This is a genomic window from Rhodococcus sp. MALMAid1271, from assembly GCF_049195265.1.
Classification (GTDB): Bacteria; Actinomycetota; Actinomycetes; order Mycobacteriales; family Mycobacteriaceae; genus Rhodococcoides.
Map to the genome: position 1 here is coordinate 43,237 of NZ_JBMIRQ010000057.1, position 19,955 is coordinate 63,191.

General features: G+C 64.9%; 17 protein-coding genes. 8 read left to right on the forward strand and 9 right to left on the reverse strand.

The features are described from left to right. Positions 1–64: 64 nt before the first annotated feature. The 6 genes from ACOQFP_RS05880 to ACOQFP_RS05905 are packed head-to-tail and all read right to left on the reverse strand — an operon-like array spanning position 65 to position 7,795. Positions 65–454: a DUF4233 domain-containing protein gene (locus ACOQFP_RS05880; RefSeq protein WP_206489381.1), complete on the reverse strand. Its 390-nt coding sequence runs from the start codon at positions 452–454 to the stop codon at positions 65–67. Then, positions 451–1,881, reverse strand: a complete 1,431-nt coding sequence (gene folC / locus ACOQFP_RS05885; RefSeq protein ID WP_421583761.1) for a bifunctional tetrahydrofolate synthase/dihydrofolate synthase — start codon at positions 1,879–1,881, stop codon at positions 451–453. The genes ACOQFP_RS05880 and folC overlap by 4 nt, the downstream gene beginning before the upstream one ends. Beyond that, positions 1,882–4,557: a valine--tRNA ligase gene (locus ACOQFP_RS05890; protein ID WP_421583762.1), complete on the reverse strand. Its 2,676-nt coding sequence runs from the start codon at positions 4,555–4,557 to the stop codon at positions 1,882–1,884. A 9-nt stretch (positions 4,558–4,566) separates the two neighbouring features. Continuing rightward, entirely contained in the window at positions 4,567–6,558 is a 1,992-nt protein-coding gene (locus tag ACOQFP_RS05895) for an alpha/beta fold hydrolase (RefSeq protein ID WP_421583763.1), read from the reverse strand. A gap of 23 nt (positions 6,559–6,581) precedes the next feature. Further along, positions 6,582–7,364, reverse strand: coding sequence for a SigB/SigF/SigG family RNA polymerase sigma factor (locus tag ACOQFP_RS05900; RefSeq protein WP_206489385.1), 783 nt, complete (start codon positions 7,362–7,364; stop codon positions 6,582–6,584). Further along, positions 7,364–7,795, reverse strand: a complete 432-nt coding sequence (locus ACOQFP_RS05905) for an ATP-binding protein (protein ID WP_341244279.1) — start codon at positions 7,793–7,795, stop codon at positions 7,364–7,366. The genes ACOQFP_RS05900 and ACOQFP_RS05905 overlap by 1 nt, the downstream gene beginning before the upstream one ends. 186 nt (positions 7,796–7,981) lie before the next feature. Here ACOQFP_RS05905 and malQ point away from each other — a divergent pair, with 186 nt between their 5' ends. Next, positions 7,982–10,126 (forward strand): 4-alpha-glucanotransferase, encoded by a 2,145-nt coding sequence (gene malQ, locus ACOQFP_RS05910; RefSeq protein WP_341244288.1) that lies wholly within the window; start codon positions 7,982–7,984, stop codon positions 10,124–10,126. A 60-nt stretch (positions 10,127–10,186) separates the two neighbouring features. Beyond that, complete coding sequence (fdhD, locus tag ACOQFP_RS05915; protein ID WP_421583764.1) at positions 10,187–11,098, forward strand: formate dehydrogenase accessory sulfurtransferase FdhD; 912 nt, start codon at positions 10,187–10,189, stop codon at positions 11,096–11,098. Here the strand turns inward: fdhD and ACOQFP_RS05920 are convergent. Further along, on the reverse strand, positions 11,009–11,656 hold the full coding sequence (locus tag ACOQFP_RS05920) for a CoA transferase subunit B (protein WP_421583765.1): 648 nt from the start codon (positions 11,654–11,656) through the stop codon (positions 11,009–11,011). The genes fdhD and ACOQFP_RS05920 overlap by 90 nt on opposite strands. Continuing rightward, positions 11,653–12,402, reverse strand: a complete 750-nt coding sequence (locus tag ACOQFP_RS05925; protein ID WP_421583766.1) for a CoA transferase subunit A — start codon at positions 12,400–12,402, stop codon at positions 11,653–11,655. The genes ACOQFP_RS05920 and ACOQFP_RS05925 overlap by 4 nt, the downstream gene beginning before the upstream one ends. Positions 12,403–12,511: 109 nt before the next feature. On the opposite strand from ACOQFP_RS05925, the gene pcaH reads away from it, so the two are divergent. Genes pcaH through ACOQFP_RS05955 form a run of 6 tightly spaced genes read left to right on the forward strand, consistent with a single transcriptional unit; the run spans position 12,512 to position 18,438 of the window. Next, the gene (gene pcaH, locus ACOQFP_RS05930; RefSeq protein ID WP_421583767.1) at positions 12,512–13,228 is read left to right on the forward strand and encodes a protocatechuate 3,4-dioxygenase subunit beta; all 717 of its coding nucleotides are present in this window, start codon (positions 12,512–12,514) and stop codon (positions 13,226–13,228) included. Further along, positions 13,221–13,859, forward strand: coding sequence for a protocatechuate 3,4-dioxygenase subunit alpha (pcaG, locus tag ACOQFP_RS05935; RefSeq protein ID WP_421583768.1), 639 nt, complete (start codon positions 13,221–13,223; stop codon positions 13,857–13,859). Before pcaH ends, pcaG begins: the two co-directional genes overlap by 8 nt. 23 nt (positions 13,860–13,882) lie before the next feature. Then, positions 13,883–15,229 (forward strand): 3-carboxy-cis,cis-muconate cycloisomerase, encoded by a 1,347-nt coding sequence (gene pcaB, locus ACOQFP_RS05940; RefSeq protein WP_206489392.1) that lies wholly within the window; start codon positions 13,883–13,885, stop codon positions 15,227–15,229. After that, complete coding sequence (gene pcaD / locus ACOQFP_RS05945; RefSeq protein ID WP_421583769.1) at positions 15,229–16,416, forward strand: 3-oxoadipate enol-lactonase; 1,188 nt, start codon at positions 15,229–15,231, stop codon at positions 16,414–16,416. Before pcaB ends, pcaD begins: the two co-directional genes overlap by 1 nt. After that, on the forward strand, positions 16,413–17,234 hold the full coding sequence (locus ACOQFP_RS05950) for an IclR family transcriptional regulator (RefSeq protein WP_341244286.1): 822 nt from the start codon (positions 16,413–16,415) through the stop codon (positions 17,232–17,234). The genes pcaD and ACOQFP_RS05950 overlap by 4 nt, the downstream gene beginning before the upstream one ends. Then, entirely contained in the window at positions 17,227–18,438 is a 1,212-nt protein-coding gene (locus ACOQFP_RS05955; RefSeq protein WP_421583770.1) for an acetyl-CoA C-acetyltransferase, read from the forward strand. Before ACOQFP_RS05950 ends, ACOQFP_RS05955 begins: the two co-directional genes overlap by 8 nt. A 108-nt stretch (positions 18,439–18,546) precedes the next feature. Here the strand turns inward: ACOQFP_RS05955 and clpX are convergent, their stop codons facing one another. Then, positions 18,547–19,827, reverse strand: a complete 1,281-nt coding sequence (clpX, locus tag ACOQFP_RS05960) for an ATP-dependent Clp protease ATP-binding subunit ClpX (protein ID WP_027497577.1) — start codon at positions 19,825–19,827, stop codon at positions 18,547–18,549. Positions 19,828–19,955: the final 128 nt, after the last annotated feature.

Consider the following 19,955-nt stretch of genomic DNA (forward strand, 5'->3'; position numbering starts at 1 on the left):
GACGACAGTAATGGACCCGAGCGTGATCTCGCGCGGCGCATCGCCGAAACCGGACTGTTTCGGGTCAATCGCGTTGTCCCGGCAGCATTCCTCGCCGCATCCGTTCGGTGATGTCGCGGCGCAGGTACAGCAGATACAGCCATACTGCGATGAAGATCAGGCCCACCGCCCCGATCGAGAGATGGAAGACCGCCCCGGCCAGCACGAACAGCTGGAGAATCAGGTTGAGCTTCATCGCCCACGGTTTTCCCTGCTTGCCTGCCGCGAGGATCATCGCGACGGCCAAGGCCACGATATACGTGGTCGAGAACCAGGTGGCACCTCCGCCGAGGGTTGCCACCACGGGTAACGCGAGCAGAGTGACGATCGCTTCGAGCACCAGAGTGCCCGCCACCACGCCGCGGAAGCCCTTCCACGGGTCGGTGGTGGGTGGTTTGAACTGTGCCTCGCTCACGCGGGGTCCTTTCCGAACAGGGTGCGGGCCGCACCGACGGTCACCACGGATCCGGTGACGACGACTCCGGCACCCGATACTGCTTCTCCCGGCTCGGCGACGTCCTCGGCCAGCCCGATGGCCGTCTCGAGGGCATCGGGCAGGGTCGGGGCCACCACCACCCGTTCGTCGCCGAACTTGGCCACCGCGATGTCGGCCAATGCATCCACATCCATTGCGCGAGCCGAGCCGTTGTGGGTGACGACGATCTCGTCGAAGACCGGCTCGAGTTCGTCGAGGATTGCACCGACGTCCTTGTCCGACATGACACTGACGACGCCGACGAGTTTGCGGAAGTCGAATTCGTCGGTGAGGGCGGCAGCCAGCGCGGCGGCACCATGTGGGTTGTGCGCAGCGTCGAGGAACACGGTGGGAGCGTTGCGCACCCGTTCGAGACGGCCCGGGTTGACGATCGTCGCGAATGCCGCGCGCACGGTGTCCTGATCGAGCTGATGTTCGGGCCCGGCTCCGAAGAATGCCTCCACCGCAGCCAGGGCCAGCGAGGCATTGTGCGCTTGGTGCTGCCCGTGCAACGGCAGAAAGATATCGGTGTAGACCCCGCCGAGTCCCTGCAGCTCCAATTGCTGGCCACCTACGGCGATCTGCCTGCCCAGCACGGTGAACTCCGATCCTGCCCGAGCCACGGCAGCATCGGCCTGTACCGCTGCCCGCAGCAACACCTCCGAGACCTCGGGTTTCTGCTCGGCCAGGATGGCGACCGTGTCCCGCGGCACGAGCCGCTCCGGGGCCTTCTTGATGATCCCGGCCTTCTCCCCCGCTATCGACGTGAGATCGTCGCCCAGAAAATCGACGTGATCGAGGCCGATCGGGGTGATGACGGCCACCTCGCCGTCGACGACGTTGGTGGCGTCCCAACGCCCGCCGAGCCCGACCTCGATGACGCCGACCTCCACCGGAGCCTCGGCGAACGCGGCGAACGCCATTGCCGTGAGCACCTCGAACTTGCTCATCCGGGGCCCGCCTTCGGCCTCGGACCGAGCATCGATCATCTCCACGAACGGGGCGATCTCGTTGTACGTGTCGACGTAGAGCCGCGGCGAGATGGGGTGCCCGTCGATACTGATCCGCTCGGTCGCCAACTGCAGATGCGGGCTGGTGGTGCGCCCGGTTCGTCGATGGAACGCGGTGAGCAGCGCGTCGATCATGCGGGTCACCGAGGTCTTGCCGTTGGTGCCTGCCACATGGATCGACGGGTACGCCTTCTGCGGCGACCCGAGAAGGTCCATCAGAGCCGAAATCCGAGCCGTCGACGGCTCGATCTTCGTTTCTCCCCAGCGTTTGTCCAGTTCGGACTCGACCAGCGTCAGTTCGGCGAGATCGACCGGACTCGGCGGCGGCGTCGGAAGGGCGTCGTCGGCTTCGGTCACTTAGGTTCCCATCGATTCGAGTCGCGCGGAGATGCGTGCAATCTCTTCGCCTGCGATCGTCTGGCGTGTTCGGATCTTGTCCACCACCGCATCCGGGGCCTTCGCCAGGAACGCCTCGTTCCCGAGCTTGCCGGTGGTCTGCGCCAATTCCTTCTCCGCTGCGGCGAGATCCTTCACCAGTCGGGCTCGTTCGGCGACCAGGTCGACGGTGCCCGAGGTGTCGAGTTCGACGACCACGGTGGCCTTGCTCAGCCGCACTTCCACCGAAGCCGTCGCCTCGAAGCCGTCTTCGGGCTCGGTGAGCCGAGCCAGCGACGTGACCGCCGTGATCTGCCCGTCCAGATCGGCCTCGGACACTCCGACGACGCGGGCCGCGACCTTCTGCGACGGTTTGAGCCCCTGGTCGCTGCGGAATCGGCGGACCTCTGTGATGAGTCGCTGCATGTCCTCGATTCGTTGCGCCGCAGCATGATCGGCCGGCTCGGCGGCAGGGGTCGGCCAGGACGCGATCACCAGCGACTCGCCGCCGGTGAGCACCTTCCACAGTGTTTCGGTCACGAACGGAATCACCGGGTGCAGCAGGCGCAGCAGGGCGTCGAGCACGTTCCCGAGTACTCCCCGGGTGGTCGCGGCGATGGTGTCGTCGGCGAACTGCACCTTGGCGATCTCGAGGTACCAATCACAGACCTCGTCCCAGGCGAAGTGATAGAGCGCCTCACAGGCCTTGCTGAACTCGTACCGGTCGAATGCCGAATCTACTTCTGCCCGAACCTGTTCCAGTCGATCCAAGATCCATCGGTCGGCGTCGGTCAGCTCCCCGCGCGTCGGCAGTTCCGCCGGTGCCGCGCCGTTCATGAGGGCGAACTTGGTCGCGTTGAACAGCTTGTTCGCGAAGTTTCGCGAGGACTGCGCGTGGTCCTCGCCGACGGACATGTCGGCACCGGGGTTCGCCCCGCGAGCGAGCGTGAATCGCAGCGCATCGGCACCGAAGCGATCGACCCAGTCGAGCGGGTCGATTCCGTTGCCTCGGGACTTGGACATCTTCTTGCCGAACTGGTCACGAATCAGACCGTGCAGGAACACATCTCGGAACGGGACCTGCGGCCCCTGCTTGCCTGCGGTGATCGCGTCGTCTGCTCCCACGTAGGTACCGAACATCATCATGCGGGCGACCCAGAAGAACAGAATGTCGTATCCGGTGACGAGTACGCCGGTCGGATAGAACTTCTCGAGCTCGGGGGTCGAGTCCGGCCATCCCATCGTCGAGAACGGCCACAGCCCGGACGAGAACCACGTATCGAGAACGTCGGGATCCTGCTCCCAGCCCTCGGGTGCGCTCTCTCCCGGTCCGAGGCAGACGGTTTCACCCTCGGGTCCGTACCAGATCGGAATCCGATGACCCCACCACAACTGGCGTGAGATGCACCAATCGTGCATGTTGTCGACCCAGGCGAACCAGCGTGGTTCTTGACTCTTCGGGTGAATGACGGTGTCGCCGTTGCGTACTGCGTCGCCGGCGGCCTTCGCCAGGCTCTCCACCTTGACCCACCACTGCAGTGAAAGACGAGGCTCGATGGGTTCACCGCTGCGCTCGGAGTGTCCGACACTGTGCACATAGGGTCGCTTCTCGGCGACGACGCGGCCCTGTTCGGCAAGGGCTTGACGAACCTTGACGCGCGCCTCGAAGCGGTCCATCCCGTCGAATTGTGTTCCGGTGCCGACAATTCGGCCTACCTTGTCCATGATCGACGGCATCGGCAGCGAATGCCGCACACCCATCTCGAAGTCGTTGGGATCGTGGGCCGGGGTGATCTTGACTGCGCCGGTGCCGAACTCGGGGTCGACGTAGTCGTCGGCGATGATCGGGATCTGCCGTCCGGTGAACGGATGCTCGAGGGTGGTACCGACCAGATCCTTGTACCGCTCGTCCTCGGGATGCACGGCGACGGCGGTATCTCCGAGCATCGTCTCCACACGGGTCGTCGCGACGATCACGTGCGGCTCGGAATCGTCGAGCGATCCGTATCGCAGCGACACGAGCTCGCCCTCGACGTCCTCGAACTTGACCTCGATATCGGAGATGGCAGTCTGCAGCACCGGCGACCAGTTGACCAGTCGCTCGGCGCGATAGATCAAGCCGTCGTCGAACATCCGCTTGAACATGGTCTGCACGGCCTCGGACAGGCCGTCGTCCATGGTGAAACGCTCGCGGCTCCAGTCGACCCCGTCGCCGATGCGTCGCATCTGGCCGCCGATGGTTCCGCCCGACTCGCGCTTCCAGTCCCAGACCTTGTCGATGAACAGCTCGCGGCCGAACTCTTCCTTGGTCTTACCTTCGGCGGCGAGTTGCTTCTCCACCACGGTCTGCGTCGCGATGCCCGCGTGGTCCATGCCTGGCAACCACAGCACCTCGTACCCGAGCATGCGCTTGCGGCGGGACAACGCGTCCATCAGGGTGTGGTCCAGCGCGTGCCCCATGTGCAGGCTGCCGGTCACGTTGGGCGGGGGCAGCACGATGGAGTACGGCGGCTTTCCGCTGGTGGCGTCTGCCTCGAAGTATCCGGCGTCGACCCAGGACCGGTACAGCTCCGCCTCGACCACACTGGGATCCCAGCTCTTGGGCAGGTCGATCGAATCGGCAGGGTTCGCTGAGGGCTCTGGCGCTGAACTGGTCACCGGTCGATTCTAGTGGCCGAGGATTCGCGGCATCGATGCGCTCTCACCCAGCACGTGCTCGGCCAGAAACGCGAGCACGACCTCGTACCAGACCTTTGCGTGCTGAGGACTCAGTATCCAGTGGTTCTCCCCGGGAAAGTACAGAAAGCGATGTTCGGTGTTGCCCTCGTCGTCCGCGGGCAGACCCGACTCGCTGAGCAGCTCGTACCACAGCCGGAGCCCCTCGCCGATCGGTACGCGATAGTCCTTGTCTCCGTGAATGACCAGCATCGGGGTCGAGATGTCCGCAACGAACAGGTGCGGAGAGTTCTCGACCGCCATCTCGGGAGACATCTCTCGCGCCCAGTACCACGGCGCATCGGTCGTCGGGCCGAACTGATCGAGCGCCCACAAGCTCGCGTGAGTGACGATGGCGTCGAACCGGTCGGTGTGACCGGCGATCCAGTTCGCCATGTACCCACCGAACGATCCGCCCATCGCAGCGGTGCGGGTGTCGTCGATGTCCGACCGTGCGGCGGTGACGTCGGTCAACGCCATCAGATCGGTGAACGGTGCCTTGCCCCACGCTCCCCATCCCCGCTGCACGAAATCCTGTCCGTACCCGGTGGACAACGCAGGATCCGGCAGGAGCACCGCGTACCCACGAGCAACCATCAGCCACGGATTCCACCGCCACGACCAGCTGTTCCACGAACCGAGCGGACCACCGTGCACCCACAGCAGCAGTGGCGCAGGCGAGAGCTCGGACGCACCGTCCGGCAGCGCCAGCCAACCGCGCACCCGGGAACCGTCCGACACGACGGTGTCGACCTCGGTGAGGGTGCCGGGCACCGGGGCTTGGTCTATCCCGGTGTCGAGTGCGGTGACGCTACCGTCCGACATCTCGATCGACACCGGATGCGGCGCCGCCAGATACGACGCGGCGAGAGCAAGCACCCGCGTGCCGTCCGAGGACACGTGAACGTGGGTGTACGCGTCATCGGTGTGCGTCAGCCGCTGCGGCTGCGCCCCGTCACGGAGAACGAAGATCGGTGAGCGGCCGTCCTCGTCCGCGGTGACCAGCACCCCTGATCCGTCCGGCAGCCACACCGGGTCCATCGGCCATCGATCCCAACCGTCCGCGACATCGGACACCGAGGAGTCCTCGAAGTCGTATCGCTGCAGCGTCATTCGAGGCGCATCCTCGGGGGTGCTCAGCGACTCACGGACGAAGACAACGGCGGAACCGTCGGGCGAGATGGCGGGCGCGCTCAGATCCGCAGAGACGTCGTCGACGATCGTGGTCCGCTCACCCGACTCGGTGTCGATGCGCACCAGCACGGTTCGCACGGTTGCCAACGCGCCGGGCACCGCCCAGGTCGACACGACGAACGAGCCGTCACTGCTGACATCGAACTTCGCCTCGTGCAACGCTCCGGCCGCACCCTCGGTCAGATCACGCAGCCCGGTCGGATCCGCTGCCGATCCGGCGAACAGATGAGGGGTTGCAGGGCCCAGGTCGTGATCCCAGAAACGCACCGGAACGCCGGTGTGCAGAATCGCATCGACCTTGTTCGCCGTGCGTTCGGTGCGCAGCGCGTCGTCGTCCTCATCGGTACTCGACGCGCCGAACACCGGGGAGAACCCCACCATCGACGCTCCGGCGCGAGCGGTGCGGACCCCGTTCACACCCGCCGCTCGGGTCTCGAGCACTCGCGAGTCACCGCCCGATGCCGGCAGGATCCACAGCTGGGCCGGATCGTCCTTGTTCGACCGGCGCGAGAACAACAGGTCGCCGGAGGCGGTGAACACCGGTGCGTTCTCGCCCAACTCACCGTGCGTCAGACGCCTGGCGGGTGCGCTGCCCTCGACATCGACCTCCCACAGGGACGTTCGGTACTCGGTGCGCGAATCATCGAGTGCGGCAATGGAAACAACCGCACGCGAGAAATCGTGGGAGACGGACAGATCGGTGACTCGGCGGGCCCCGATGTACTCGTCGACGTCGTCGTAGATGCTCATCGTCCGAGCCTAGCGGCACGAGTTCAGTCCTCGCCCAGCTCCTCGCGCAGTTGGGCGAGAGTGCGCGCCAGGATCCGCGAGACGTGCATCTGCGAGATCCCCACCTTCTCCGCGATCTGCGTCTGCGTCATCGATCCGAAGAACCGAAGTACCACTATTCGACGCTCGCGCTCGGGCAGCTTCTCCAGTGCGGGGCGCACGGCCAGGTAGCTTTCCATCTTCTCGAGCTCGGGATCGTCGGCACCGAGGGTGTCCATCAGCGGCAGCCGATCTTCGCTCACGACCGAGTCGACCGAGACCGTCTGATATGCGCTGCGCGCCAGCAGAGCTTGCGACGCTTCCTTGACCTCTATTCCGAGTTCCGCGGCGATCTCGGTGGCGGTCGGGGCCCGACCCAGCTTCTGCGACAACGATCCCACCGCCTGCGAGATCATCGAGTTCAGTTCTTTCATCCGCCGCGGCACCCGGACGGACCAACCTGCGTCGCGGAAGTAACGGCGTGCCTCGCCCATGATCGTCGGTACCGCGAACGAGACGAAATCCGAGCCGCGCTCGATGTCGAATCTGTCGACGGCGTTGACCAGCCCCAGTCGTGAGACCTGCAGCAGGTCCTCGTGGGCTTCGCCGCGACCACCGAAGCGTCGGGCAATGTGTTCGGCGAGCGGAAGGCATCGGGTGATGATGCGATCGCGCAATACTCGGCGCTGCGGTGAATTCTCGTCGAGCGCCTGCATCTGTTGGATCAGTGCAACAACGTCGCTGTAATCGTCTGATTCTCGCCGTGTGCTTCGTTCGTGCACCGGCACTAGACCTTGCTCCTCCGCTTGATCACGTCGATCGCCACGGCGCGACCGGCATCGCCTTCGACGGCGTCAGCGGCGCGCAACTCGATGGCGTCGGTCAAGGTCTGCAACACGTGCCAGCCGAAGCTGTCCTTCTTCGGTACGGATTGAGCAGCCAGCACCGAAGCCACGACGATTCGGATGCCGGAATCGCCCACCTCGAACGTGCACGAGAGTTCGGCATCGGACACCGAACCCTTGATCAACTGCGAACACACTTCGTCGACCACCAGTTTCACATCGGCGATGTCGTCGAGCGTGAAGTCGCTGAGCACCACGAGAGTTTCGGCAACGGCGCGAACCACCGGCAACTGGTCCGCCTCGGCGCGCACCCTCAGCTCGACCGGTGCACCGGAACCTCGCTCCAGTTCTTCGATCTTGCTGACCCCAGCCATCCGCACTTCCCATCGTCGCCACGCAGTGTTCAATCGTTTGCCGGTCCAGACTACCCAGCCGACACGGTTTCAATCCTTGCAACTCGGCACGCGAGTCCCACCGGCGAACGCCCGATGAACGACCGGACCGCCCGGATGACGCAAGTGCCGCGAACTGGCACGATCGACGCTGTGGACTACTCGGCTGTGGATTACTCGCACGCACTTCGATCACTCGCCCGGCGCCTCGGCACCTCGACCTCGTATCGGGGCTGGGACGACGCCGAACACACCGTGAGCGACGAGACCCTGCAGCAGGTCCTCGCTGCGCGGGGCTACGCCACCGAGTCGACCGAGGACGTCGAACGAGCGCTGGCCGATATCGACGATGCCCCGTGGCGGCGGCTGCTGCCTCCGGTGGTGGTGGCCACCCAGGGCACCGATACCTCGGTGTGGGTGCATGTGCCGCACGGCAATCCGGTGGAGGTGTCGATGGTCTCCGAGGAGGGCGAGCCCATCGAGGTGCCCCAGGCCGACGTCTGGTTCGATCCGCGTGAGGTCGACGGCCGGCTGATCGGTAGGGCCACGTTCGTCGTTCCCGCCGACGCGCCGCTCGGCTGGCACAGTCTGACCGCGACGACGATCAGCGAGGACGACACGGTCCGTACATCCGACGCTGTGGTTGTGGTCACGCCGAAGTCGTTGTCGCCCAATGCCGAACTGGCTGATCGGCAACGAACCGGACTGCTGACGCAGCTGTACTCGGTGCGATCGCAACGATCGTGGGGAATCGGCGATCTCGGCGACCTGGAGGATCTGTCCGATATCGCCGGTCGCGTGCACGGATTCGACTACCTCCTGGTCAATCCATTGCACGCCGACCGACCGACCACCCCGGTCGAGGCCTCGCCCTATCTGCCGACCACTCGACGATTCTTCAATTCGCTCTACATCCGGGTGGAGAACATTCGCGAGGCGGCCATGCTCTCGCAGGAACAGTTCGGCAAGGTGCGCAGCGCTGCGCGGCGGTTCGACAAGGCGAACAAGCGCACCGACAAGCTCAAACGCGACGCCACGTTCACAGCGAAACTTCGCGCCCTCGAACGCGTTCACAAGGTCGAACGCAGCCCTGCGCGGGAATCCTCCTACCGGGCGTTCATCGAGCGCGAGGGCTCCGGCTTGCGTGATTTCGCGGTATGGAGCGCCTTGGCCGAGAAGTTCGGCCCGCACGATTCGGCATGGACGGATCGGGCCGCCCATCCACGCACCGATTTCGTGATCGAACAACGCACGAAGCTCGCCGAGCGCATCGATTTCCACATGTGGCTGCAGTGGATCTGTGACGAACAATTGGCCGCTGCGCAGCGCGCCGCACTCGATGCCGGGATGGACATCGGGATCATGCACGACCTCGCGGTGGGCGTGGCCCGCGGCGGGGCCGACGCCTGGGCGCTCGGCGATGTACTCGCCTCGGGCGTCACCGTTGGTGCCCCTCCGGACAACTTCAATCAGCAGGGTCAGAACTGGAATCAGCCGCCGTGGGACCCCGATCGCCTCCGGGAACTGGCGTACATCCCCTACCGCGACATGCTCAGGACGATCCTCCGTCACGCCGGCGGCATCCGAGTGGACCACATTCTCGGCTTGTTCCGCCTGTGGTGGATTCCGCAACAGGCCGACAACGCAGGCGGCGGAACATATGTCGAGTACGACCACGAGGCCCTCATCGGCATCCTCGCGTTGGAGGCCGAACGGGCTGGGGCGGTCGTGGTCGGTGAGGATCTCGGGGTTTTCGAACCGAGGGTGCAGGAGTACCTCACCGAACGCGGAATCCTCGGTACCTCGATTCTGTGGTTCGAGGCCGACGATTCGGGTCCGATTCCGCCCGAGCAGTACCGCCGTCTGTGCCTGACGTCGGTGACCACGCACGATCTACCACCGACCGCCGGGTACCTCGCTGGTGAACACATCGAGCTGCGCTCACGTCTCGGACTTCTCGAACGCGATCTCGACGCCGAGAAGGAGATCGACGCGGTCCAACGGGAGGCCGTTCTCGATCTGGCGCGCGAGCGGGGGTTGCTCACCGCCGATGCGGACGGACAGGAGACGGTCGAAGCCCTTCATCGCCTGGTGCAGCGCAGTCCATCACTGCTGATCGGTGTCGCGCTCGTCGACGCAGTCGGCGAGCACCGAATCCAGAACCAACCGGGTACCGACGAAACCCAATACGGCAATTGGAAGGTTCCGTTGGCCGATGCCGACGGCAAGCGGGTGCTGGTCGACGATCTCGTCGATCACCCGCGGATGGTGTCGTTGGTACATGCCATGGCTACCGAGTCGACGGACCGATGACACCGAGGTCCACAATCGAAGGATGAACTACGCAGCGCGTTCCGAGAACGGCCGGTACTGATGGGACGGATCACAGCTCGCAGGCCGGTGGTCCGGCTACGCGGCGAGCACCGCGTCGAGCGGCCGGACACCTTGGTGGTGGAAGAGCCACTGGAATTGCGGGTCGACGGTAAGGCGCTGGCGGTGACCATGCGAACCCCGGGCCACGACGTCGAACTCGCTCACGGCTTCCTGCTGACCGAAGGGGTGATCTCGGCGGGGTCCGACATCGCCGCGGCCCGCTACTGCGATGGAGTCGACGACGAGGGTGCCAACACGTACAACGTCCTCGACATCACCCTGGCCGAGGGTGTCTCGCCACCGGAGACGGGCGTCGAACGCAATTTCTACACGACCTCGTCGTGCGGAGTGTGTGGCAAGGGGTCTCTGGAGGCAATTCGACTGCGTACCAAGCACTCCCCCGAGGCCGACACCGTGGTCGTCACATCGCGGACGCTCACCGGGCTACCCGACTCGTTGCGCGCAGCTCAGAAGGTCTTCGATGCCACCGGGGGCCTGCACGCCGCCGCTTTGTTCACCGCCGACGGTGAGATGTTGGTTCTGCGTGAGGATGTCGGACGCCACAATGCCGTCGACAAGGTCGTCGGCTGGGCCGTGACCCATGATCGCATTCCTGCCACCGGCACGGTGCTGATGGTCAGCGGCCGTGCCTCGTTCGAGTTGGCTCAGAAGGCCGTGATGGCGGGAATCCCGATTCTCGCGGCGGTCTCGGCTCCGTCCTCACTGGCCGTGGACCTCGCGGCGGAATCGGGCCTGACAGTGATCGGATTCCTTCGCGGTCGGTCGATGAACATCTACTCACGTTCCGACCGCGTCCTGGTCTCAGACGACCGAATCGACGAGGATTTCGGCGGCAGTCGCAGTGAGGACCTCGTCGATGGACACGCCGGGCGCGGTCTCGACGAGGCGTAGGCCCTTCTCGGTCACATCGAGCACGGCCATGTCCGAGATGATCCTGTGTACGCAGCCCTTTCCGGTGAGGGGAAGGGTGCATTGTTCGAGGATCTTCGGCTCGCCCTTGCGTGAGAGGTGCTCCATCATCACGATCACGCGCCGCGCTCCGTGCACCAGATCCATCGCGCCGCCCATACCCTTGACCATGTGCCCTGGGATCATCCAGTTCGCGAGGTCACCAGTGGCGCTGACCTGCATCGCCCCCAATACCGCGACGTCCACCCGGCCACCTCGGATCATTCCGAACGACGCCGCCGAATCGAAGTACGAGGCACCAGGAAGTACCGTGATGGTTTCTTTGCCCGCGTTGATGATCTCGGGGTCGAGTTCGTCCTCGGTGGGGTAAGGGCCGACGCCGAGCACTCCGTTCTCCGAATGCAGGATCACCGAAATATCGGTGGGGATGTAGTTCGGAACGAGCGTCGGCATACCGATGCCCAGGTTCACGTACTGGCCGTCACCGAGTTCCTGTGCCACTCGCGCGGCCATCTGTTCACGGGTCATCTTCTCGGTCATGCTCGTACCGTCCTCTGCTCGATGCCGACCTCGACGGGCCCGACGTGTACCACCCGTTGGACATGGATTCCGGGGGTGTGCACCTCGTCCGGCCCGATCTCCCCTGGCTCGACCAGGTTCTCGACCTGGGCGATCGTGATGCGACCCGACTCTGCTGCGGGTGGATTGAAGTTCCGTGCACTGGCGTGGAACACCAGATTTCCGTGCCTGTCGCCCTTCCACGCGTGCACCAGCGCGTAGTCGGCCACGATGCCTCGCTCGAGCACATAGGTGACACCGTCGAACTCGCGGGTTTCTTTCGCCGGACTGACCAGGGCGATCCCGCCACTTCCGTCGTAGCGCAGCGGCAGTCCACCGTCCGCAACTTGTGTTCCGACACCTGCGGGTGTGAAGAAGGCGGGAATCCCGGCACCGCCGGCTCGCAATCGCTCGGCGAGCGTGCCTTGGGGAGTGAGCTCGACCTCCAGTTCGCCGGAGAGGTACTGCCGGGCGAATTCCTTGTTCGAGCCCACGTACGAACTGATGGTTCGGCGAATTCGGTGCTGCGTCAACAGAACTCCCAGCCCGAATCCATCGGTTCCACAATTGTTGCTGATGGTTTCGAGATCGGTCGCCCCCTGCGCCAGCACAGCATCGATCAAGATCTCCGGCACCCCCACCAAGCCGAATCCGCCGACGGCGATCGAGGATCCGTCCGGAATATCTGCTACCGCTTCGGTGGCGCTGGCCACGACTTTGTCCAACATGCGATCCACGCTACCCGACTTTGTGCGATATATGAACACCTTGCCACTATGCGAACACTTCGGCTACGGTGACCATCGCGTAGATCACCACGATCGTGAGGAACCTTCGATGCTTCATCTGCCGCCCGACTATCGCGATCAATCCGGCATCAATGCCCCACGAGATTTCGCCGAGTACCGCACCACCGCGCTGCGCCACCCGGCACAGCCGTTGACGCTGCTCCCCCAGCGGCTCACCGAGATCACCGGGCCGGTCTTGGGCGAGGGCAGGGTCACCGCTGCCGACGCAGACCTGACTCTCGCGAACGGCGGTGAAGCACTAGGGCAACGCATCATCGTGCACGGTCGCGTACTCGACAGCGACGGCAAGGCAGTGCCCCACACGCTCGTCGAGGTATGGCAGGCGAACGCGGGCGGACGCTATCGACACTCAGGAGACCGCTGGCCTGCGCCGCTCGATCCCCATTTCGACGGAGTGGGGCGGGTACTGACCGACAAGCACGGTGGATACCGCTTCACCACGATCAAGCCGGGTGCGTACCCCTGGGGCAACCATCACAACGCGTGGCGTCCAGCCCACATTCATTTCTCGTTGTTCGGCCAGGCATTCACCCAACGCCTGGTGACCCAGATGTACTTTCCGGACGATCCGATGTTCTTCCAGGATCCGATCTACAACTCTGCACCCGAGGACGCTCGCGCTCGCATGATCAGTGCATTCGATTACGAAGCCACACAGGAAAACTGGGCTCTGGGCTACAGGTTCGACATCGTCCTGCGCGGCCGCGACGCCACCCCCTTCGAGGAAGACGAGCACGATGACTGATTCCGAGTTCGCGCCGCGCTACGCAGTGATGACCGGAGCCGATTTCACCACCGCCTCGTTCGGGCAGACCCCGTCCCAGACGGTGGGGCCGTACGTGCACATCGGCTTGCTCTGGCCCGACGGCGAGAACGTGGTACCTCCCGGCACCGAGGGTGCCGTCACCGTGACGTTCACCCTGATAGACGGATCGCGAACCCCCATGGCCGATGCCATGATCGAGACCTGGCAGGCCGACGCGGACGGTCGGTTCGATCATCCCGACGACCCTCGGGGCGCGGTGGTGCCACGCACCGCGGGCTTTCGCGGATTCGGGCGTACGTTCGCCGACGAGACCGGGACGATGTCCATCACGACGATCAAGCCAGGACCACTGCCCGCCGAGAACGGTGCCGTGGAGGCTCCGCACATCGACGTCGGCATCTTCGCCCGCGGAATGCTCGAGCGCGTCGTGACCCGGGTGTACTTCCCCGACGAGGCCGAGGCCAACGCGGTCGATCCGGTGTTGTCCGCCTTGCCCGAGCACAGGCGTGCCAGACTCGTTGCACGGTCGGTCGAGGGTGGTTATCACCTCGATATCGTGCTGCAGAACACCGACCCGCACGGCGACGAGACCCCGTTCTTCGAACTGTGACAATCGATTCTCGAAGGAGGGCAATGACATCCGAGCGAGGTGCACTGTTCGACCCGACGTTCGGCAGCGATGTCATCGCGCCGATGGTCGGTGACCGCGCCTGGGTGACAGCGATGCTCGACGTCGAAGCAGCCCTCTCGCGGGCCGCGGCTTCGGCCGGACTGGTGACGGTCGGCGACGCCGACATCATCACCGCTGCCGCCGCCGAACTCGGTGAGAACCTGGACATCACTCGCCTCGGGAACGCAGCGGCCGCAGGCGGAAATCCCGTCATTGCGCTGGTGCAGCTGCTTCGCGATGCCGTGGCCGCATCCGGGGTTCCCTCCAGTGCAGTACATCCCGGTGCCACCAGCCAGGACATCATGGACACGGCGCTGATCGTCGTATCGCGCGGTGCACTCGGAGAGATCGAAGCCACGCTGGACGGCGCGTGCCGCGCCGCACGCGATCTCGCCGCGACCCATCGCACCACCCCCATGGCGGCACGCACTCTCGGCCAGCAGGCACTGCCGACCACCTTCGGCCTCGTCGCCGCGAACTGGGCATTGGGTTTGTACCGCGCACGCACGCGCCTGGCAGCGGTGCGAGCTGCGTTGGAGGTGCAGTACGGCGGTGCCGCAGGCACTCTCGCGGCGGCGTTTCCCCACGGGATCACCATTGCCACGGCACTGGCCGCAGAATTGGAGTTGGCACCGCAGCTCGCCCCCTGGCACACCGAGCGCACAGCCATCGCCGACATCGCCTGCGCGTTGGGTACGGCCGCCGGATCGATCGGCAAGATCGCCGGGGACATCGTGTCGATGTCGTCCACCGAGCTGGGTGAGGTGTCCGAGGATGCGCCCGGGGGCTCCTCCGCGATGCCACACAAACGCAATCCGGTGGCCGCCATCACCGCCCGTGCTGCGACCCGCCGTGTGCCAGGCGCAGTGTCGACCGTGCTCTCGAACATGAATCACGAACATCAACGCGCTGCGGGCGCCTGGCACGCCGAGTGGGAGACCGTCACCGACCTGCTGCGCCTCACCGGCGGTGCCGCACACCGGATTGCCACCAGCCTCGATGGACTGCACGTACATCCGGAGAACATGGCCCGCAATCTCGGAGCCACCGACGGCGCACTGCTCGCCGAACGGGTCACAGCCGCCTTGGCACCGCACACCGAGCGGGCTCGGGACATCGTGACTGCTCGGTGCGCAGCACAGGAACCGTTGGACACCGACGCTGCCATCACCGAATTTCTCACGCCGTCGACGGTTCGTGAATTGCTCGATCCGGCTGGATATCTGGGCCACGCCCCCGAACTGGTCGACCGCATCCTCGCCCAGCTGACACCAGAGACCGAACACCCCACCGACTCGAAGGGGTCTTGATGACCGTTGCACTGGCTCATGAACACGTCCCAGGACCGCGCGCCGACGCGGACACCGTCGTGCTGATCGGTTCCCTCGGTTCCGATCGATCGATGTGGAACCCGCAGATCGGTCCGCTCTCTGCCTCCGTGCACGTACTCGCGGTCGATCTCCGTGGCCACGGGCAGTCACCTGTTCCAGCAGGTCCGTACTCGATGGCCGAGCTCGCCGAAGACGTTCTGGCGCTGCTGGACTCGCTCGATCTGGAACGTGTGCACCTGGTCGGGCTCTCGATCGGCGGTGCCATCTCGCAGTGGATCGCCATCCATCGTCCGGAGCGCGTGCAGACACTGACACTGCTGTGCACCTCGACGAAGTTCGGGGACCCGGCGCAATGGATCGACCGCGCAGCAGGCGTGCGTGCGTCGGGAACCGAGTCCTTGGCCGATGCCGCCCTCACACGCTGGTTCACCGCGGAACTACTCGCTCGCGATACCGATCTCGTCGATCGGTATCGCACGATGATCGTCGACACCCCCGGCGAGGGCTACGCATCGTGTTGTGAGGCGTTGGCGGGCTGGGACTCCCGGGCGGACCTCGGACGAATCAGCGCACCCACCCTCGTCCTCGCCGGGCTACAGGATCCCGCAACGACCCCCACCGACCTGAAGATCATCGCCGACGGTGTCGCCGGATCGACGTTCCGAGTACTGGACCCGGCCGCGCACCTGGCCAATGTCGAGCAGGCGGGACCGGTCACTGCCGCGATCGCCGCACACATCGGATCGAACTCGTACACCACGGGCCGCGCCGCTGCGCACGATGTCGGTATGGCGGTGCGGCGCAGCGTTCTCGGCGATGCCCACGTCGACCGCAGCATCTTGGCGCGGACCGAATTCACCGCCCCGTTCCAGGACTTCATCACCCGCACCGCGTGGGGCGATATCTGGAACCGCCCCGGGCTCGACCACAAGACGCGCAGACTGCTGACGCTGGCGATTCTGACGGCGGTGGGTAATGAGCACGAGCTCGATATGCATATCCGCGCTGCCCTACGCGCAGGAGTGCCGCCTGATGAACTGGCCGAGGTGTTTCTGCACACCGCGGTGTACGCCGGAGTTCCGAACAGCAACAGTGCCTTCGCCCTCGCGAACTCCGCGATCACCGACGCCTCGTCTGCTATCGAGGCCGAGGAGGGTACCTCGTGAACGCCGAGGACGCGCCGCCTCCTTCCTCGGACTACGTTCAGTCGCTCGGCCGCGGCCTCGCGGTGATTCGAGCTTTCGACGCCGAGCATCCGCGTCGAACACTCTCCGATGTCGCGAGGGCAACCGACCTCACCCGTGCCACAGCCCGACGGTTTCTCCTCACGCTCGTCGAGCTCGGCTACGTCCGTACCGATGGTGCGATGTTCTGGCTCACCCCGCGCGTACTCGAACTGGGCTACAGCTACCTGTCGAGCCTGACCCTCCCGGAAGTCTCGGGGCCACACCTGGAGGCACTGGCCGAACGGGTACGAGAATCGTCCTCGGTCTCGATACTCGACGGTGACGATGTCGTGTATGTCGCCCGAGTCCCCGTGAGCCGCATCATGACCGTCGGAATCAACATCGGCACCCGATTCCCCGCGTTCGCGACCTCGATGGGGCGGGTGCTTCTGGCCGGGCTACCGGCCGAGGAACGCACCGCATACCTCGCCCGAGTGCAGCTGACTCCGCTCACCGGGAGAACGATCACCTCGGCCCAGGAGCTCGACCGCGAGCTCGATCGCGTACGCGCCGAGGGCTTCTGCCTGGTCGATCAAGAACTCGAAGAGGGCCTGCGGTCGATCGCTGCACCCATCCACGACGGCAACGGGGCGGTCGTCGCCGCGGCGAACGTCTCCACTCAGGCCGCGCGGCATTCTGCCGACGCCGTCCGCAGCGAACTTCTTCCTGCCCTGCTCGACGCCATCCGCGCCATCGAAACCGACCTGCTCCGGGTGAGCACCGGACTCAACGACACACGAGGAACCCCCCATGCCTGATGCAGTGATCTGTGAACCACTTCGCACCCCGGTCGGCCGCTTCGGCGGCCAGTTTCGCGATATCTCCGCCCAGACTCTGGCCGCCACGGTCATCGCCGAACTCGTTGCTCGCACCGGCATTTCCGGTGCAGATATCGACGACGTGATACTGGGACAAGCGTCTCCCAACGGCGACGCGCCTGCAATCGGCCGTATTGCCGCGCTCGATGCGCACCTGGGAATCGATGTCCCCGGTATGCAGGTCGATCGGCGCTGTGGCTCCGGATTGCAAGCGGTGCTCCAGGCGTGCATGCAGGTGCAGTCGGGCGGCAACGACCTGGTTCTGGCGGGCGGCGTGGAGAGCATGAGCCAAACCGAGTTCTACGCCACCGGCATGCGATGGGGTGTCAAAGCCGAGGCGGTGGCGCTGTCCGATCGGCTTGCCCGTGCGCGAGTGACCGCGGGCGGCAAGAACTTTCCCGTACCCGGCGGCATGATCGAAACTGCCGAGAACCTGCGGGCGGAATTCTCCATCAGTCGCGCCGATCAGGACGCGTTGGCCGTGCAATCGCACCGACGGGCGGTCACCGCACAGAACAGCGGCGTGTTCGCCGAGGAGATCGTGGGAGTATCTGTCCCCCAACGTAAATCGGATCCCGTGCTCGTGACCACCGATGAGCACCCCCGCGCAGAAACCACCATGGAGTCCTTGGCCGGTTTGAAGCCGATCCGCGCCGCCATCGATCCCGAGTCGACGGTCACGGCAGGAAACGCCAGCGGGCAGAACGACGGAGCCGCACTCGCCGTTGTCACCACCCCGGAAAAGGCTGCAGCCCTTGGCCTTCGGCCACTGGCCCGCCTCGCCGGCTGGGGGGTGGCCGGAGTGGCCCCGCGCACCATGGGCATTGGTCCTGTGCCTGCCAGCGAGAAAGCGCTCGGACGCCTCGGACTCGGTCTCGACGATATGGGGATCATCGAGCTCAACGAGGCGTTCGCAGCTCAAGCCCTCGCCGTCACCAGAACCTGGGGCATCGACGCCGACGACCCGCGGTTGAACCCACATGGTTCCGGAATCTCGCTGGGGCACCCCGTAGGCGCTACCGGAGCTCGAATTCTCACCACCTTGCTGCGCGAGATGGAACGCCGCGAGGTCCGCTACGGACTCGAGACGATGTGCATCGGCGGCGGGCAGGGACTGGCGGCGGTGTTCGAGCGCCTCAGCTGACCGGCGGGATCCATTGCCTATCGGACATCGCGAACCACCTGGCCCCACGACAACGAGCCCCGATCATCGTCTCGATGATCGGGGCTCGTTCGTGGAACAGGATGTTCGTCAGGCGGACTTGTCTCGGCGTTCGGGACGTTCCGGCTTGCGCGGCACGATGGTCGGCAGCACGTTGTCGTTCACCGTTTCTGCCGTGACCACCACCTTTTCGACATCGTCGCGGCTGGGGATGTCATACATCACCGGCAACAGAACTTCTTCCATGATGGCCCGAAGTCCACGCGCACCGGTCCCGCGGAGAATTGCCTGATCGGCGATCGCTTCCAGCGCCTCGGAGGTGAACTCGAGCTCCACGCCGTCCATGTCGAACAAGCGCCGGTACTGCTTGACGAGCGCGTTCTTCGGCTCGGACAAAATCGTCACGAGCGATTCCTTGTCCAGATTCGTCACCGAGGCGATCATCGGCAACCGACCGATGAACTCGGGAATCAGACCGAACTTGATCAGATCCTCCGGCATCACCTCGGCGAAGTGATCCTGCGTGTCGATCTCGGCCTTGGAACGAACCTCGGCACCGAAGCCGAGTCCGCGCTTTCCAACGCGATCGGAGACGATCTTCTCGAGGCCCGCGAAAGCACCGGCGACGATGAAGAGCACGTTGGTGGTGTCGATCTGAATGAACTCCTGATGCGGATGCTTGCGTCCACCCTGCGGCGGCACGCTGGCCTGGGTTCCTTCCAGAATCTTCAGCAACGCCTGCTGCACGCCTTCACCGGACACATCGCGCGTGATCGACGGGTTCTCGCTCTTGCGGGCGATCTTGTCGACCTCGTCGATGTAGATGATGCCCGTCTCGGCCCGCTTGACGTCGTAGTCCGCCGCCTGGATCAGCTTGAGCAGAATGTTCTCGACATCCTCGCCCACGTAGCCGGCCTCGGTGAGTGCGGTGGCATCGGCAATGGCGAACGGGACGTTGAGCATCTTGGCCAGCGTCTGCGCCAGGTACGTCTTACCGCAGCCCGTCGGGCCGAGCATCAGGATGTTCGACTTCGCCAATTCGACGGATTCGCCTCGCACATCGCGGGCCTTGTCACCAGCTTGGATGCGCTTGTAGTGGTTGTACACCGCGACGGCGAGCGTGCGCTTGGCAGCGTCCTGGCCGATCACGTAATTCTCGAGAAAGTCCTTGATCTCGGAGGGCTTGGGCAGATCGTCGAGCTTCACTTCGCTCGACTCGGCCAACTCCTCCTCGATGATCTCGTTGCACAGGTCGATGCACTCATCGCAGATGTACACCCCTGGTCCAGCAATGAGCTTCTTGACCTGCTTCTGGCTCTTGCCGCAGAACGAGCACTTCAGCAGATCGCCACCGTCACCGATGCGTGCCATTCGGAGGTTCCTACTTCCTTGTCCGCGTACGACCCACGCGGTCGGATTGTGCCGAGTCCGCGGTGGGGCTTGTTCTCGGCTTTCGTCACGCCGAGATCGATCGCCCGAGTTCTTGGGTGCGACGCTAC